The sequence below is a fragment of the Capnocytophaga sp. oral taxon 863 str. F0517 genome, from assembly GCF_000466425.1.
Lineage (GTDB): Bacteria > Bacteroidota > Bacteroidia > Flavobacteriales > Flavobacteriaceae > Capnocytophaga.
On record NZ_KE992180.1, the window covers coordinates 29,770 to 47,399 of the forward strand.

A 17,630-nucleotide genomic window follows, 5' to 3' on the forward strand; every position below is an offset into this window, starting at 1 on the left:
CTAATTTTTCGCAAACCATTTCTGTTTGACTATATTTTGCTTAGTCGAGCGATAAGGTGAGACCAAGGAAGAAGGTGCGAGGATGTTGGGGGCCGTAGATGTAGTCGGAATCACGCTTTTTTCCCATGTCAAAGTCTTTTTGGTATTGGTTAAAGATATTCTTCACACCGGCAAATACTTCTAAGTGGTAATGTTCCTTGAGGTCAAAGGTGTAGGCCGCTCTGAGGTTTTGCTCATAGAAGTTGGGTGATTTGACTAAAATCTTCTCTTCGGTTTCGACATCGATGATATGGGGTACGTCCATAGCGCCGGTTAGTACGCCATTGTAGCTTAGCTTAAGGGGCGCGATAGGGTTGTAGGATAGGGTTGTGTATCCATAGAAGTCGGGGGAGCGCATCACGCGGTCGGAGGTAACCTTCTTGGGGTTGGTGTCATCCTCGTTTTCCCAAATAGTTTGAGCTTGGGAGAATCGAGATTGCTGGTAGGTAAACCCAGTTTGCCAAACCCATTTTGATCCGAAAGCAAAATTGGCCTCTATGTTTGCCCCCATGATGTTGAGTAGGTCTGAGGCGTTGGTTTTGATCTTATGCTTGATGTTGCCTATATCGGTAAGGCCTTGGTTGATAAAACTGTTGTTGATTTGAGTAAAGAAACCTTCAAGGATAAGGTTGGCCTGGGTGTTGCCTTCCCTTTGGGTATAGTTGAGCGAGGCGGTGTAGCTATTGGAAGTCTCGCTTTTGAGGTCGCGATCAAGTTCGACGAAGATAGGGTTTCCGTCGAGGACATCGGCATGGAGTTCTTCGTCGAAGGCCTGAGGGGCGCGGTATCCCTGAGCGAATGAGCCACGGAGCTTGAGGGTCTCGGTAAGGTCGTACATAACGGTAAGGCGAGGTACAAACTTGGATATTTGCTTATTAGTATCTTCGTTGGCTCCAGAGAAAAGGTAATGCCCCTTTATATCCACATAATCATAGCGGCTGCCCCCTAAGAGGGTAAGCCTCTTGAATGGATTCCACTCCACTTGTAGGTAGTTTCCAAAAATGCGTACCGCCTGATCAACGGAACGGTTTTGGCCGACATAGTCGTCATTGACCTTGTCATATTTGTATTCACTACCCAAGGAGAGGTTCAGCTCTGGAGAGAAGGTATAGGCATATTGTACGCCCCCAACGCCTACCAGTTCGGTGGTATGGCCATATTTGGCTAAGGCCTTAAAATACTCCTCTTTGTCCCCATTTTCAAGGGCATCGAAGTCGTCCTGGCTATTGACGGCATAGCCTAAGCCACCTCCGTAGTAGCCATTTCGGTCGGTATATTGGGCAGAAGTATAGATGGAAAACTTGTGAGCGAGGTCGTCGGAGAAGCGTTCGAAGGAGAGGTCACCGGCTAAGATACGGTGGCGTAGCTGCTCGGTGATCTCCGACTGGTGAGGGAGCAGATCGAACTTGTTTCCGCCACGGCGGAATTCGTTGATACTATTGAGGTTGAGCTTTATCTTACTATTTTCGGCAGGATTCCAAAAAGCATCGGCACCGAAGGTAGTGTTGTGCAACTTTGTAATTTCGGAAAAGCCATCGCCATTGGCATCATAGGGCTTGCGGTTGCGCTGGTAAGCGAAGAGGGTAAGCCCCTTGTCGAAGTCCTCGGAGACTACCGAAGCATTGGTAAAGAGTGTATTGTCGGGGCTACCATCCTTGAGCAAGGAGAGGCTATTGCCTAATGAGAAAGTGTTTTTGGTAGGATCCTTGGTCAGGATATTGACCGTTCCCCCGATGGCATTTCCCCCATAGAGGACAGAACCAGCCCCTCGTACCACCTCTACACGATCAATCATATTGGCAGGAATCATCTCCAAGCCATATACCCCCGCAAGGGAAGAGAATACTGGACGACCATTGACTAATATCTGAGAGTAGGAACCCTCAAGCCCATTGATACGCAACTGGTTAAAACCGCAGTTTTGGCAATTGGTTTCGGTGCGCAATCCAGGAGTAAAGTTCAACCCCTCGGCAAGGCTGAGAGACTGGGTCGTCTCGAAGATATGACCCGTTACCTTGCTCACCACTACGGGAGACTTGTACTGAGGGATGATGTTACGAGTAGCGGTAACGACTACCTGGTCGATCTCGAGTAAGTCTCTTTGTAGGGAGAAGTTCAGGGTCTGTTCCTCCCCAGGAGAGAGGGATAGGGATTGGTTAATTGTCTTGAAACCGACGGAGGAGATGGAGAGCTTGTAGTCTCCGGCAGGTACTTTGACGATGTATTCGCCTGTGTTCTTGGAAGAAGTTCCTTTGACTTCGCTGGCTTTGCGAAGGATGACATCGGCGCCTAAGACAGGCTTTCCTTCAGCGGTAATCTTACCCTTTAGCGTAGCTTGTTGCGCTGCTGCAAGCATAGGGAATAAGAAAAATAAGCTGTAATAGATGATTGTTCTCATGTCTAAATAGTTATTTTGAAACAGTATTTAAATTTTAGGCAAAGGTAAAAAATATTTTTGACATACAAAAACAAAAGTGAGATTATTTTTTTAATGATTCTAAACAACGTTAATGATGATTAATGCCAGCAATAATTAAAAGTATTAATCATTGCTGGCATTATGTTTAGATAAATCATTAATCATTATCCTAGGTCTTTCCCAATATCCTTACGGTAATACATGCCTTCAAAAGATATTTTTTCGATACGGTTGTATGATTTTTTTAGAGCTTCCTTAAAATTATCGGCTAAGGAAGTAATAGCCAAGACACGCCCTCCGGAGGTAACCACCTCGCCCTCCTTTAGGCTGGTACCTGCATGGAAGACAAGGCTTTCGCCCTGTTCTTGTAGTCCGGAGATTACTTTTCCTTTTTGGTAATCCTCGGGATACCCACCGGAGACGAGCACGACGGTAGTGGCACTTCTGGGGTCGATGGAGAGGGAGGAGCCCTCAAGCTGTCCTTTGGCAGCGGCCTCCAATAAGTCCACTAAGTCTGTTTGGATACGAGGGAGCACCGCTTCGGTTTCGGGGTCGCCCATACGGACATTGTACTCAATGACATACGGATCATTCCCTACCTTGATTAGCCCAATGAAGATAAACCCACGATAGTGGATTTGTTCTTTTTTGATTCCTTCGATAGTAGGGATGATGATGCGGTCTTCTATTTTCTTCATGAAAGCCTCATCGGCGAAGGGAACAGGAGAGACCGCCCCCATCCCACCGGTATTAAGCCCAGTATCGCCTTCCCCTATGCGCTTGTAATCCTTGGCGGTGGGGAGGATACGGTAGGACTTGCCATCGGTAAGGACAAAGCAGCTCAGCTCGATTCCCTTGAGGAACTCCTCAATGACCACTTTTTGGCTGGCAGCACCGAATTTTTCCTCTAAGAGCATCTGCTTCAGCTCCGCTTGGGCTTGCTCAAGATTGTCCAAAATCAGTACCCCTTTCCCTGCGGCGAGGCCATCGGCCTTAAGGACATAAGGTGGTGCCATCGTCTGTAAGAATTGCAAGCCTTGCTCAAGATTTTCTTTGGTAAAGCTGGCATAGCGAGCGGTAGGGATATGGTGTCGCTGCATGAATTCCTTGGCAAACTCCTTACTTCCCTCGAGGGTAGCCCCCTTTTGGGAAGGCCCAACGATGGGAATGGCAGCAAGTGCAGGATCTTGGGCGAAGAAATCGACAATTCCTTTCACAAGAGGCTCTTCGGGGCCTACGACCACCAAGGCAATCTGTTTGGACAAACAAAATTCTTTAATTTTGGGGAAGTCAGTAGCTGCCATGGGGGCATTTTCCCCCACAAGGGCAGTACCTGCATTCCCGGGAGCGATATAGAGTTGCTTGCAACGGGGGCTTTGAGTGATTTGGTAGGCAAAAGCATGCTCACGGCCACCGGAGCCCAATAGAAGTATATTCATTAAAGAAAAAATTAAGGGTCAAAAGTATTATAATAAGCTATGTAAGTACTCGCTTACATTGTTATAGATACGTTCTTGTATGTTCTCGGTATCGGCTTTGATGAATTTTTTACCGAGGAGGTGCTCATAGAGTTCGATATATCTCTGGGAGATGGAAGCCACATGAGCCTCGGTCATTTCGGGGATTTGCTCGCCTTCGCGCCCTTGGAAACCGTTTTCGATGAGCCACTGGCGGACGAACTCTTTGGAGAGCTGCCTTTGAGGTTCGCCGTTGTTCTGTCGCTCTTGGTATCCCTCGGCGTAGAAATAACGAGAAGAGTCAGGGGTATGTACCTCGTCGATGAGCACCACTTCGCCGTCTTTGGTTTTTCCGAATTCATATTTGGTATCCACCAAGATAAGTCCTTTTTGCAAGGCAAGCTCGGAACCTCGCTTGAAAAGGGCGTAAGTATAGCGTTCCATAAGGGCGTAATCCTCAGGGGAAACGATCCCTTTTTTTAGAATGTCCTCACGGGAGATATCCTCATCGTGGGTGCCGTTATCCGCCTTGGTCGAAGGGGTAATGATAGGGGAGGGTAGAGGGTCGTTTTCCTTGAGCCCCTCGGGAAGGGAGACCCCGCAAAGGGTACGTTTACCGGCTTTGTACTCTCTGGCAGCATGTCCGGCAAGGTAGCCACGGATGACCATTTCGACCTTAAGAGGTTCGCAGCAGATTCCTACCGACACATTGGGGTCGGGGGTAGCCAAGAGCCAATTGGGGACGATATTCCTTGTCTGTTCGAGGCATTCGCTGGCTATTTGGTTGAGTATTTGTCCTTTGAAGGGGATTCCTTTGGGTAGAATAACATCAAAAGCGGAGAGCCTATCGGTAGCCACCATTACCAGGAGGTCTTCTCCTATGGTATATACGTCACGGACTTTACCTTTGTAAACAGTTTTTTGATTTTCGAAATCGAAATTGGTAGCAGTAATACTGTTCATATGTTTTTATTTTTGCGCAAATATACGAATAAAAAATAATAAAAGACAGTTTTTTCGTAAAAAAAAAGAGGTGCAGTACTGCACCTCTCTTCAAATAGAATAACTAAAACAATAATAACTATGAAAATTTACTGTTGAGCTTGTTGTTGCGCTTTTTCCTTCATCTGTTCGTTAGGGATGATAGCGATATTCACACGTCTGTTTTTAGCGCGTCCTTCTTCGGTAGCGTTGTCATAAGCAGGCTGAGTGGCACCAAACCACTTGGTTGTAAAGCGAGAAGCGCTTAGTCCGTTAGCAGTAAAGAAGTTGGTTACGGCTTTGGCACGTCTTTCGGAGAGTCCCATGTTGTATTCCGCTTTTCCTTTGCTATCGGTATGTCCGGCTACGATGACGTTGGTATCAGGATATTCCTTGAGCACATTAACCATTTTGTTAAGGAGGGTTTTGGCCTCAGCGGTAAGATCCGCCTTATTGAAAGCGAAGGTAACCCCACTTTTTTCATCGAAAGTAACGACGATCCCATCGTCCACACGTTTTACTTCAGCACCAGGGATTTCTTCTTCAATTTTTTTGGCTTGGCGGTCCATTTGGTTACCGATGATAGCACCAGCGGCTCCACCTACGGCAGTACCTATGACCGCTCCGAGTTCGCTATTGCCTCCGCTACCTACATTGTTACCAAGGATAGCCCCGAGGATAGCCCCACTGGCAGCCCCGATGACAGCCCCGCGCTGGGTTTTGTTAGAATTATTGATTGCCTCACAACCTACAAAAAGGACAGCGGCTACTAAGAGAACAGTTATTTTTTTGAATATATTTTTCATGAATACTTAAATTTATTTTTTAGTGAAGTTCATACTGATAACGAAAGGCTTTCCATCCACGCGAACGGTTTGTTCCCAGCGCATTTCATTTTCGGAGAGATAAGCCAAGTGTAGGCGTACTCCGGCGTTGGTCTCGGACTGATATTTCTCGTTGGTAGGTTTTAGCAAGAAATCATAGTATCCGGTAGATTTGTCCACTTCCTGTACTGTAAAAATAAAGTGGCGATCCCCGGCGGCACATCCCGCCTTATTGATTGCATAGATCCCACGGTAGTTATTAGGGACGAATTTCCAATAACTCCCCTCGAAACATTCTTTGGAAGTATCATTCAGCAAAGTAATCTCATACTTTCCTTTTTCACTATAGGTAACAGAGGAGAGTGTCCATTCTCCTTTGATTACTTTGTTGGCTTGGCGTGTACCTTGAGTGCTTTGGGCAATAGTACCCTGTGTTTTGCAAGCAGCTACAGAAAGGCCGAGCATAAGTAAAAAAAGTACTTTTTTCATATGTCTTTTATTAATTACGTTTCGGGGGCAAAATTATTACTTTTTCGATACAAATATCAAGTTTTTTGTCATATTTAACTTTTTAAAAAGTTTTTTATGGTTTATTTTTTGCAACTTATTGATTTTCAATATTTTGTATATTTTCAATTTTCTTTTTATGATTGGAGCAGAGAAGTAGTCAAAAAAATTTTTTTTATTAACTTGTTGGTTTGTAATTTATTCGTATATTTGCACTCCGAAAAAAGCCTCTAAGCAGGCAGTTGTAAAAGCAGGTTTAGAGGTGGAGAAAAGCCCCACAGATTCAGGGGCGCTATGCTGAATAATATAGACTTTGTAAATCAAGAAAAATATGACAAAAGCAGAAATTGTAGCGAAGATCTCTGAGAAATTGGGGGTAGAAAAAACGGAGGTACAAAACATAGTAGAACATTTTATGGAAGGCATCAAGGACTCATTGGAGCATGGAGACAATGTGTATCTGCGTGGTTTTGGTAGTTTTATAGTAAAGACAAGGGCAGAGAAGACCGGTCGTAACATATCGAAGAACACCACCATAACCATTCCGGCACACAATATTCCAGCCTTCAAGCCAGCCAAAGTATTTGTACAATCAGTAAAAGCGAAAGTAAAGGTAAAAGATACCAAAAAGAAATAAACGGAGTATTAATTTTTAATTTGTAACATTATGCCAAGCGGAAAAAAAAGAAAAAGACATAAAGTGGCTACGCACAAGAGAAAGAAAAGAGCAAGAGCTAACCGACACAAGAAGAAAAAGTAGTTTTATAACTACTTTTTCTCATTTTCGTTCATTTTAAAAAGAAACTAAGACATCTTAGTTGAAATTATACTAAAAAGCATAACAGAATGACCAAAGAATTAATTATTCGTTCTGGGGCTTCTGATGTAGATTTTGCTTTACTAAAGAATGGTCGATTGGTGGAGCTTCATAAGGAAGCGGACAATCATCGGCTTTCGGTAGGAGATATCATGCTGGCGAAGATTCACAAGCCGATTCAAGGCCTGAATGCAGCCTTTGTGAATGTAGGGTATGAGAAGGATGCCTTCTTGCATTATCATGATTTGGGGCCACAGCTGGCCTCCTTGTTAAAGTTCATCAAGGAAGTAACTTCGGGGAAGCTCAAGGATTATTCGCTTAAGGATTTCAAGCAAGAGCCGGATATCAATAAGAATGGAGCCATCTCAGAGGTACTAAAGGCCGGGCAACCTATTTTAGTACAAATAGTAAAGGAACCTATTTCCACCAAAGGGCCTCGCATCAGCTCTGAGCTATCTATAGCAGGTCGTTATTTGGTATTGGTACCCTTTTCGGAACGTATTTCCATCTCTCAAAAGATAGAGAACAAGGCCGAGAAGGAACGCCTCAAGCGAATTGTACAGAGTATCAAACCGAAAGGATTTGGGGTGATTATACGTACAGTAGCCCAAGATAAGAAGGTAGCCGACTTGGATAGGGACTTGCAAAACTCCTTTGAGCGCTGGATACAGATGTGTAAAAAGATCGCTCAAGGTACCTATCCCTCAAAAATCCTTAGTGAGATGAACCGAACAGGCGCCCTATTGAGGGATATGTTCGATGATACCTTCACTGGTATTCATGTAGATAATGAGATGCTCTATACGCAGATACGAGATTATCTGCAAGAGATAGCCCCCGAACAAGTCAATATCGTAAAGCTCTATAAGTCCTCAGTTCCTATATTTGAGAAATTTCATATAGAGCGACAGATAAAAACAGGCTTAGGGCGCACCGTATCTATGACTAAGGGAGCTTACTTAGTGATAGAACACACCGAGGCGTTGCATGTGATCGATGTCAATAGTGGGAACCATTCGAACAAGGCAGAGAACCAAGAGACCACAGCCTTCGAGGTGAACCTAATAGCGGCGACCGAGATAGCGCGCCAGCTAAGGCTCCGAGATATGGGCGGGATTATAGTAGTCGATTTCATAGATATGAGTAGCGGAGAGAATAGGCAAAAGCTCTTTGATGCCCTCCGTGAGGAAATGAAAGACGACCGAGCCAAGCATAAGATCCTCCCCCCCAGTAAGTTCGGCCTTATACAGATCACACGCCAGCGTGTACGCCCAGAGATCAACATCAAAACAAAAGAAGAAAACCCCAGCAAACAAGGAGAGGTAGATGCCCCTATCGTACTGATCGATCGCATGACTACCGACTTAGAAGAAATTATCTTTCAAAGCAACTACAACGGAAGAATAACACTGAATACCCATCCATTTATAGCGGCTTATCTCACCCAAGGCCTTTTTTCAATACGAATGAAATGGTTCTTGAAATACCGAAGATGGATAAAAATTCTCCCCAGGGATGCCTATTCTTATTTAGAATATCGCTTCAAGACAAAAGAAGGTACCCCTTTGTAACTTAATAACGGTTCTCCCATTCAGGAGAACCGTTTTTTTAAGCGCTTACCTTTTATCTTTAGGATTGATTTTTATATAATCTCTATAAATCTCCCACCTCTCGTTAGATATGTAATCATCATAGCTTTTGTCAGGGACATAGATATTTTTTAGTTTTTTACATTCAGCGAAGATGCCATAGTTAGGCCGTTGGTAATCGAAAATATCCGGATTATCGGATTCGAAGATTACTGTTTCGAGGTTTTCGCAATAGGCAAAGGCCATACTACCTATCGTCCGGACATTCTTAGGAATTGTAATTTCTTTTATATCCGTATTTCTAAAGGCATTTGAAGCGATTTCTTTCAAATGAGTACTTAAGATAACGACTTTTAGATTTGTCAAACTACGGAACGCATCGTCGTTAATATATTCAATATTGTCACTTAAGCGAATAGACTCTAAGCTATTACAATTTTTAAAAGCCTCGTCATCGATCATTCCCACCTTTTTTAGTTCTTCAATGTCATTCATATTGACCTGCTTCGCACTTTTAGAGAGCCATTCGATTAGGGCTATTCCTTTGAATTTTTCGTTATCTTTTGTATCTATGATATAGTTGTATATCGGAGCAGAGGAAGAAGGAGCCAAGCTAATGAATTGGTCGCTCCATCCGTCGGAAGTTTTGGGGCCATAGAGTCTTTTCTCGGTCATATCGATATAAAAATCCCCTTGTTGTCCTATCTTATCGAGCGGTTTTCCATTGCCGGAATATAGTCCGCCGATAGGCTTTCCGGAAGCCCCTGGAGCGCCAGGCTCCCCTTGCCTTCCAGGAGTACCAGGGTCTCCTTTGGGGCCAGGGTCACCCTGCCTTCCAGGAGTACCAGGATCCCCTTTGGGACCAGGTGCGCCCTGCTTTCCAGGAGCACCAGGATCCCCTTTGGGACCAGGTGCGCCCTGCTTTCCAGGAGCACCAGGATCCCCTTTAGGCCCAGGCACACCCTGCTTTCCAGGAGTGCCAGGGTCTCCTTTAGGGCCGCGTTCGCCTTGCTTTCCAGGAGCACCAGGGTCTCCTTTGGGACCAGGTGCGCCCTGCTTTCCAGGAGTACCAGGGTCTCCTTTGGGACCAGGCTCTCCCTGTCTTCCAGGAGCACCCTCGTCCCCTTTGGGGCCAGGCTCGCCCTTGAAGCCTTGTTTTCCGCGTTCCCCTTTGAGGCCTCGCTCCCCGCGTTCGCCTCGTTCGCCAGGATCCCCTTTCTGTCCGGGAATTCCTTGTATTCCAGGATCTCCTTTGTCCCCCTTATCACCAGGTCGCCCAGGATCTCCCTTGTCTCCTTTCTTTCCGGGATCCCCTTTGTCTCCCTTATCACCAGGTCGCCCAGGGTCTCCTTTGTCCCCTTTATCACCAGGTCGTCCGGGTTCCCCTTTCTCTCCTTGTATCCCCTTGAGGTTGATAGGATTCCCCCAGCCCTCGGCCGTTTTGCTTCCATAAAGATTATAAGAAGAGAGGTCTAAATAGTAATCCCCAATACTTCCAATAGAATTATCGGGAGGAGTGAGGCCGGAATGGATGATACTTCCTTTCTGTACCTCCACCCGCTCTACTATGGTTTCTTTCGCACAGCTAAGCATAAAAAGAGCGCCTATGAGTAGTGCAAACCAGCTGTATTTTTTCATGTGTTTTTGATTAAAGAATTTACTATACAAAGTTAGTGAAAAAATACAAAATTACCAAAAAATATACTAATTTATTTTATCTTATTGAAAAACAGTGTGTTGAGACTATTTTTACAGCTATAAAACTGCTAAAATGTAACTGTAAAGGGTGTGAAAGTGCGAAAAAGGAGCGGGTTAGGAGCAGAAGTTTAGGACTAAAGCATCGAACTTTTCTTTCTCCTCTTTGTCAAGGAATTGGGTTTCTATAGGTAGGTAGTATAGTTGGGGTAGCGCATTTGCTAAGCGAACGTAGTCTTTTTCGGTGGTGAGGAGCTTAGGATATTGGCTAAGTTTCTTAAGCTCTTTGTCAGAGAAATGATGGTGGTCACTATAGGCAAGATGGGAGAATTGGGCACCTTTCTCGTGTAAGAAGTCCACCAAAGGAGTAGGGTTGGCTATCCCCGTTATGAGGGTAAAGGGTGTTGAGATAAACTGTGCTAAAGACATGGGCTCCCCTTCCCCATAGACCATTTGGCTATAGGCGATACAGGTAAAGAAGACCGATTGGAGAGGGGTAGGGTGGAGTAGGTTAATGATTTTATCTTTTTCCTCTTTGGAGAGCGGCGGGCACTTGGTCACGAGAATCACTTGGGCGCGTGCAGCTCGAGCACATATATCTCTAAGTCGCCCCATGGGAAGGAGGAAGTCTTGGGTATATAGCTTCTGGTAGGAGGTTAGAAGCAGGTTCATTCCCGCCTTTACCTTGCGATGCTGGAAGGCATCGTCCAAGAGGATTACCTTAAAGGAAGGTGTCTTCAGCAGCTGGGAGATACCTTCTTGTCGGCTTTCGCAAACCGCTACGGTGGCACGGGGAAACTTGCGATGGTACTGGAAAGGTTCGTCGCCTAAGGAGCGTGCCGAGGAGGCGTCATCGGCCAGGACAAAGCCCTTTGTTTTCCGCCTATACCCACGGCTTAGGATGGCCACTTGGGATTCGCCTACAAGGCGAACGAGGTATTCCACCATGGGTGTTTTCCCGGTGCCCCCTACGGCCAGGTTGCCCACACAAAGGGTAGGGAAGGGGTAGCTCCTAGAGGTGAGCCAGCCCCTATCATAGAGGAAATGCCGCAGGCGAATGGCTAATCCGTATAGGAAAGCAAAGGGGAAGAGGAGAAACATGGTTAGCTCTTTGTTTTGAGTTCGGCGTTTTGAGTCTTTGGCTTGGAAGGGAGGACAAAGCTTAGGGGCGCTTTCTTGAAGTGTCTCCCTACAGCTTTGAAGAGTAAGAGCACCTCAGAGGAAGGGATATTCCTGGAGCGGAAAGCCACCCAGATAGAAAGGCCGAAGCTCACAATAAAGTTGATAAAGCCCACGGTAACCAAGCCTACGAAAATCCATACCCACATACTCCATACCAAGTGGAAACCTGCCCCATAGAGCCCCATGGCGATATTCCCACTAACGAAGGTAATATGACGGATATCCAAGTCAAGCCCTAAGAAATAGCCCACCGAAGCAGTACTTCCCATGAAGACCCCGAACCAGAAGTTCGAGAGAATACCAGGGCGCTTGTGATCCAGCCAATCGGCTAATTTTTTAGTTTTAGAAATTCCTAAGGCACGTTTCAGAAAAGGATTTTCCTCGATACGGTAAGCGAATTGGTTGTGTTTTTGTTTGTTATACACGTTTCCTGCAATGATACCCGATATAAAGAGGAATACCCCGGCGATGGCCGCATGTAGGATAAGTTTGGAGTGGATAGGAGAGGCATCGGTGAGGAGCTTGTTCCAGCTATGCGCAACGATATTTTTCCCTAAGAGGTTATCAATAGCCCAAACCAGTAGGAGCGCCATGGCAAAGGCCATAATGACGTTGCCCACAAAGGCGATAAATTGTGAGCGCCATAGGCGGGCGAAAAATTCAGCAAATTCGCTATGCTTTTCCGCTTCGCTACATTGTTTTTTCCTACCCTCGTCCACCATACGGGCAACTGTGGTAGCAGTCATAGAAGGCTGCTTGGTAGCCAAGGCCGAGCCGGTGAGGTAGATGAGGATAAAGCCAAAAGCATAGTTCATACTATAGAGGAACGCATGGCCAAAGGCACTGGTATTGACCTCATGTAGTAGCGCCTTGAAGATACAGAGGAATCCTACGATAAACCCAGCTCCAAGACTCGCCCCAAACATCTTAAGGTACTGCTTAGGCGTATCGGTGATGTACTTTTCTCCGGTGGAGGCATTGAACTGAGTAATCTCGTAAGTAACGGCCTGGGTACTCTCCTTGATAAAAGAGCGGATGTTATTCTTGTAACAATTGTACTCAATGAGCTTGAGCGCCATACAGATTGTATTGTCCGTTTTATCTCTTTTTTGGCTAATGACCAAGAGATCTATTAAGATTTTGACACGGGCTAACTGTTGGTTGAGGCGTAGCAAGCCTTGGTTGACCCGCATGGTGATCCCATATTTGGAGGTATTCTTGTAGGCCTGTTGGACAAAATCCTGACATTGGTGGAAGAGCACCATCAGCTGCTTGTAGTTAAGGCTCTCCTCCTGCAAGGGGGTACCCTGAAGGATACTCTCTCGGATACTCTCGAATTCGCGTTCGAAGCTCAAGAAAGGGCTTTCCAAGTAGCTGTACTCGGGTACCATATAAATGATGTCGGACTCCAAGGTACGGCCGCTCATGCGCTGGGTAATCAGGCTAATGGCCTCACAAAGCTCGCTTAGGCTATGGGATTTGCCAGTCTCCTGGGTAAAGAGGTCTTTGAAGCCAAGCAGTTCGAAGAGGATACGGAACTCCTTGTGGTCGATACGCTCGATCCACAGGTAGTCCGTCTGGAGGTAGAATACCTGGTTGAGGATATACTGTAAGGTATCCTTCTCCGGCTGGAAAGGGAGAATCTTGGCAGAGATACGCCTTTGAAGCTCATATAGGAAACTGGAATCCTGAGGAATTCCCACCTCAGAGATCATACGACCGAACAAACGCTGGGAGAGGAGCTCCTTGGTATAGGCTCCTAAGAGCTGACAATGTTCGGGATTCTCCTGCAAATAACCGATAAGCTCTAAAATAGAGATACTATGGCTGACCCTTTTGGGACGGAAATAGCGTACGATGTCATACAAAAAGAGGAAACTTTGCTCTTTTACGACCGCACCCTCCTTGATGTGCGTGTCGAAAATTTCTTTTATACTGTATTGTCTTTTTAGCTGAGGCACTTTTATAATGGTTAATTATTAATGGTTAATGGTTAATGAATAATTGTTAATGATGCGAATCAATAGTTAGAATAATACAATTTATAAAGTAATCCATTGATATTCAGTATATTTTTCTCTACATCCCCCTAACTGCCCTCAAGGGGGGAATTGTAGGATGTTGAACTATCATGCTGGTATCCAGTATATTCAAGTGTGATTGTTCAACATTCTACTTGATACCACTCTATAATTCCCCCCTTGAGGGGGGCTAGGGGGATGTAATTAGAAATCGTTAATAATGAGTTACTTACAACTTTTTCCTGATGTCTATATTTCTAGTCCTTTAACTATTGATTTGCATTAATGGTTAATACAACAATATTCAAGATTTTATTTGTTGTTCACTCTTCACTCTTCACCCACATACCCAGCTCCAAGTATTCACTGGCTTTACTTATCGCTGTTTACTGTTGGGATTGGGGCAAAAGTACAAAAAAAAAATTTTATATAGGGGAGTGGAGGGGCGTTTTTTTTGAGGTGTTTTTTTACTGATAAAGATTTGGCTTGTATAAGTAAAATATAGTATCTTTGCGGTTTTAAAAAACAGCTTTTTACAGATACTAAAATGCTTACATTACAGACATTTACGTTTAATCCATTTTCGGAAAACACCTATATACTCTATACTCCTCAGGGGAATGCTTGGCTTATAGATCCCGGTTGTTGTACCCACTCGGAAGAGGTCAGGCTTCGGGATTTTATTCAGGAAAAAGGCCTTAAGATAGAGAAAATTCTCCTGACACATGCCCATATAGACCATGTTTTTGGGCTACAATGGGCAGTGGATACCTTCTCCCTGCCGGTACATTTGCATGCCAATGAGCAGGAGATTTTGGAGCGCAATCCTATGGATGCACGGCTTTTTGGTTTTGACTTTCCAGCCTTTGAGGGGACTTATGTATTTGTAGATACGCATACCCCCTTGAGCCTGGGAGAGACACCCATAGCGATACGCTTTGTCCCAGGACACTCGCCCGGAAGTATCGCTTTCTATATAGAAAGCCAAGCGATGATCCTCTCCGGCGATGCCCTTTTTCGCCGTAGCATAGGGCGAACCGACCTCTATAAGGGAGACTATGACCAACTGATAAATAGCATTCGTACCCAATTGCTTACCCTTGCGGATGACACCCAAGTCTATAGCGGGCACGGGCAGCCTACCACCATAGGAGAAGAGAAGCGACTGAATCCCTTTTTACAATGAGCATGAAACCGACTACTTCACGATTGATTTTTATCGATATCATCAGGGCTTTTGCCATCTGTATGATGCTCGAAGGCCATTTTATAGACGGCCTATTGGCTGATGTATATCGTGATGAAAGCAATGCCTTCTTTGCCACCTGGCACTATATACGGGGGATGACCGCACCGGTATTCTTTACCGTTTCGGGCTTTATTTTCACCTACTTGCTCATCAAGGAACAAAATCCTGCTAAAATGGGTTGGAACCATGTGCGGGTACAAAAGGGCGTAAGGCGAGGAATCAACTTGATAATCATAGCCTATCTGCTAAGAGCCAATATCTTCAACCTGCTGACCCCAGGCTATTTCGATATGAATGTCAGGCAGGTAGATGTGCTCCACTGTATAGGGCTGTCCCTGCTTTTTCTCATCGCCTTCTACCTGATGACCTACCGGAGGAAAAGCCGCTTGCGTATGTCGCTTATCCTGCTGGGTAGCACCTTTGTAGCGTTTTTCTTTGAACCTATCTATAGCCATCTCACTTATGAATATCTGCCCATGGCTATAGCGAACTATTTCACTAAGGTCAATGGCTCAGTATTTACCATCTTCCCTTGGTTTGGCTATGCTTCTTTGGGAGGCTTTATGGGCTTTCTCTTCTATAAAAATCGAGAAAAGCCCCATCTCTATCGCAATACTATATTATGGTATCTTATTTTAGGGGTGATATTCCTGACATTTCCCTATTGGTTGGGAAAAATAGCCGATAGCCAACAGCTTTATTCCCTTCAGCTGATTGCCCATGGAGACTATCTGATCAAGCGTATTGGTAATGTGTTGCTCTTTTTTGCCCTCTTTATGTTCTTGCGCCGGGTGATTACCTCAGTCACCTTGCAGAAGATAGGGCAAAATACCCTCTCTGTCTATATCATACACTATATCCTATTGTATGGGAGCTTTACCGGCTTTGGGCTATATCGCTACTTCCACCACCAGCTTAGCCCCTGGCAGGCTGTGATAGGAGCAATCCTTTTTATAGGAGTTACCCTTCTTATTACTTTTCTCTATATAAGTAAAGAAGCCCTCATTGATGCGCAGATAGACCGAGGCAAGGCAAAGCTCTATTCATTTCTTAGGAGGATGGCCTCCTATTTTGTAAAACAGAAACCCAAGAACAATGACTGAAGAAAAACGATTGCTCACTTACTTAGAAGACTTTATCACCGAGGAACGCAAGGCGCGGTTTGGTGAAATCTTAGCCCAGCGAACCCAACACTTCACCGTAGCGATAGAAGATATTTTCCAGATGCACAATGCCAGTGCGGTGATCCGTACTTGTGAGGTTTTTGGGGTGCAGACCGCCCATGTAATCGAAGAGAAATACGGCAAGCGCTTGGATGCTAAAATCGCTATGGGTGCCGAGAAATGGGTAACCACTCACCGCTATGGAGAGGTACAACACTGTATAGACCAGCTCCGTGGACAAGGCTATAGGATCGTGGCCACGGTGCCATCGCCTACGGCTATTCCCTTACAGGACTTCGATATTACCCCTAAGAGTGCTTTCTTTTTCGGTACGGAGCGGGATGGGCTCTCCCCCCAGGTCATTTCCCAGGCCGATGACTACCTGACTATCCCCATGGTCGGCTTTACCGAAAGCCTCAATATCTCGGTGAGTGTGGCCATTATCTTGCAATACCTGACCACCAAGCTACGCGCTTCGGAGATAGACTGGCGACTTTCCGAGGAAGAACAACTGCTCTTGCGCCTGCAATGGACGAAAAACTCTGTTCGTAGCCTTACCGATGTCTTAGCACGTTACTACTCTCTGAAATAATCATGGCAAAGAAGTACTATACCGTATGGGAGGGCTATCAAATAGGAGTCTTCTCCTCCTGGGAGGAATGCAAGAAGAGTGTATCGGGTTATCCTACTGCCAAATACAAGTCCTTCCCAACCCGTGAAGCTGCACAAAAAGCACTGAATGACAATTATTGGAGCTATGTAGGCAAGAAGACTGATAAGCAGCATCCTACAGTCCCTACCCTTGGCGATAATCCCCCTTATGACACCCATAGCATCGCTGTAGATGCGGCCTGTAGTGGCAACCCTGGTACCATGCACTATCGTGCGGTAGACCTTTCCACTGGGGCGATTTATTTTTCCCAAGGGCCTTTTGCCAAGGCTACCAATAATATAGGGGAGTTCTTGGCTATCGTACATGCCTTAGCCCAATTGGCGCTTAGCCAGGATAGTCGTACTATCTATTCCGATAGCAAGATTGCCATCTCGTGGGTGAAGCAGAAGAAGTGTAAGACGAAGCTCCCCAAGGAAGCGGCCAACGAAAAGGTCTTTGAGCTAATTGCCCGTGCCGAGAAGTGGCTACATACCCATAGCTATCGCAATCCCATCCTGAAGTGGGAGACCCAGCTCTGGGGCGAGATACCAGCGGATTATGGAAATAAGGGGTAATGAGACAATTTGCTAATGAGCTAATTTGTCAATTTGCTAATTTGTCAAAGAGTCCATTTCTCCCTCAGTACCCTCTTTTTGGAAGTTAGAGGACTCCTGATCCTCAACCACTTAAAAAATAATTGAAAAAAATTCCTTGAAATATTTGGTCAATTGGAAAAGTTGTTGTACTTTTGCACCCGCTTTCGAGAAGGGAGCAGGTTCATTAAGATAGACGAAAATTTTTTTGAAAAAAGTTTTGGTAGTTCGGAAAAAAGTTGTAATTTTGCACCCGCTTTCAAAAAGGGAGTGAAGTTCAAAAAACAGACTGAAAAAATTTTTGAAAAAAGATTTGGTCAATTGAAAAAAAGGTTGTACCTTTGCACCCGCAAAAATAACGGGCAAGCAAATGAGACGAAGAAAAATTTTTTGAAAAAAGATTTGGTGGTTTCGAAAAAAGGTTTTACCTTTGCACCCGCAA

Annotated in this window: 15 protein-coding genes; 7 read left to right on the forward strand and 8 right to left on the reverse strand. The window is 45.2% G+C overall.

Annotated elements, in window-relative coordinates:
* Window positions 1-40: 40 nt before the first annotated feature.
* The 5 genes from HMPREF1551_RS12400 to HMPREF1551_RS12420 form a co-directional block, all read right to left on the reverse strand.
* Window positions 41-2,437 (reverse strand): TonB-dependent receptor domain-containing protein, encoded by a 2,397-nt coding sequence (locus HMPREF1551_RS12400; RefSeq protein ID WP_034544716.1) that lies wholly within the window; start codon window positions 2,435-2,437, stop codon window positions 41-43.
* Between the two features lie 185 nt (window positions 2,438-2,622).
* A complete protein-coding gene (purD, locus tag HMPREF1551_RS12405; RefSeq protein ID WP_021629520.1) occupies window positions 2,623-3,897 on the reverse strand; it encodes a phosphoribosylamine--glycine ligase in 1,275 nt (424 codons plus the stop codon).
* Window positions 3,898-3,924: 27 nt separating this feature from the next.
* On the reverse strand, window positions 3,925-4,878 hold the full coding sequence (locus tag HMPREF1551_RS12410; RefSeq protein ID WP_021629521.1) for a phosphoribosylaminoimidazolesuccinocarboxamide synthase: 954 nt from the start codon (window positions 4,876-4,878) through the stop codon (window positions 3,925-3,927).
* 128 nt (window positions 4,879-5,006) lie between these two features.
* Entirely contained in the window at window positions 5,007-5,702 is a 696-nt protein-coding gene (locus HMPREF1551_RS12415) for an OmpA family protein (protein ID WP_021629523.1), read from the reverse strand.
* A 12-nt stretch (window positions 5,703-5,714) separates the two neighbouring features.
* Window positions 5,715-6,209 (reverse strand): lipocalin family protein, encoded by a 495-nt coding sequence (locus tag HMPREF1551_RS12420; protein WP_021629524.1) that lies wholly within the window; start codon window positions 6,207-6,209, stop codon window positions 5,715-5,717.
* 349 nt (window positions 6,210-6,558) lie between these two features.
* Here HMPREF1551_RS12420 and HMPREF1551_RS12425 point away from each other — a divergent pair, with 349 nt between their 5' ends.
* Both HMPREF1551_RS12425 and HMPREF1551_RS12430 read left to right on the forward strand, forming a co-directional pair.
* Complete coding sequence (locus tag HMPREF1551_RS12425; protein ID WP_021629525.1) at window positions 6,559-6,864, forward strand: HU family DNA-binding protein; 306 nt, start codon at window positions 6,559-6,561, stop codon at window positions 6,862-6,864.
* 209 nt (window positions 6,865-7,073) lie between these two features.
* Window positions 7,074-8,615, forward strand: coding sequence for an Rne/Rng family ribonuclease (locus HMPREF1551_RS12430; protein ID WP_021629526.1), 1,542 nt, complete (start codon window positions 7,074-7,076; stop codon window positions 8,613-8,615).
* Window positions 8,616-8,660: 45 nt separating this feature from the next.
* Here the strand turns inward: HMPREF1551_RS12430 and HMPREF1551_RS12435 are convergent, their stop codons facing one another.
* The 3 genes from HMPREF1551_RS12435 to HMPREF1551_RS12445 all read right to left on the reverse strand — a co-directional run bounded on the left by HMPREF1551_RS12435 (window position 8,661) and on the right by HMPREF1551_RS12445 (window position 13,471).
* Window positions 8,661-10,271 (reverse strand): leucine-rich repeat protein, encoded by a 1,611-nt coding sequence (locus tag HMPREF1551_RS12435; protein ID WP_021629527.1) that lies wholly within the window; start codon window positions 10,269-10,271, stop codon window positions 8,661-8,663.
* Between the two features lie 174 nt (window positions 10,272-10,445).
* Window positions 10,446-11,429 (reverse strand): tetraacyldisaccharide 4'-kinase, encoded by a 984-nt coding sequence (gene lpxK / locus HMPREF1551_RS12440; RefSeq protein ID WP_021629528.1) that lies wholly within the window; start codon window positions 11,427-11,429, stop codon window positions 10,446-10,448.
* A gap of 2 nt (window positions 11,430-11,431) precedes the next feature.
* Complete coding sequence (locus HMPREF1551_RS12445) at window positions 11,432-13,471, reverse strand: hypothetical protein (protein ID WP_021629529.1); 2,040 nt, start codon at window positions 13,469-13,471, stop codon at window positions 11,432-11,434.
* A gap of 607 nt (window positions 13,472-14,078) precedes the next feature.
* Here HMPREF1551_RS12445 and HMPREF1551_RS12455 point away from each other — a divergent pair.
* The 5 genes from HMPREF1551_RS12455 to HMPREF1551_RS13765 all read left to right on the forward strand — a co-directional run.
* Window positions 14,079-14,717, forward strand: coding sequence for an MBL fold metallo-hydrolase (locus HMPREF1551_RS12455; RefSeq protein ID WP_021629531.1), 639 nt, complete (start codon window positions 14,079-14,081; stop codon window positions 14,715-14,717).
* 2 nt (window positions 14,718-14,719) lie between these two features.
* Window positions 14,720-15,883, forward strand: coding sequence for an acyltransferase family protein (locus HMPREF1551_RS12460; protein WP_034544717.1), 1,164 nt, complete (start codon window positions 14,720-14,722; stop codon window positions 15,881-15,883).
* The gene (locus HMPREF1551_RS12465) at window positions 15,876-16,535 is read left to right on the forward strand and encodes a TrmH family RNA methyltransferase (RefSeq protein WP_021629533.1); all 660 of its coding nucleotides are present in this window, start codon (window positions 15,876-15,878) and stop codon (window positions 16,533-16,535) included. Before HMPREF1551_RS12460 ends, HMPREF1551_RS12465 begins: the two co-directional genes overlap by 8 nt.
* Window positions 16,536-16,537: 2 nt before the next feature.
* Window positions 16,538-17,170 carry a viroplasmin family protein gene (locus HMPREF1551_RS12470; RefSeq protein WP_021629534.1) on the forward strand — a complete coding sequence of 211 codons (633 nt, stop codon included), beginning with the start codon at window positions 16,538-16,540 and terminating at the stop codon, window positions 17,168-17,170.
* A 153-nt stretch (window positions 17,171-17,323) separates the two neighbouring features.
* Window positions 17,324-17,630: hypothetical protein (locus HMPREF1551_RS13765; RefSeq protein WP_021629535.1), on the forward strand; the 307-nt coding region annotated here is incomplete at its 3' end.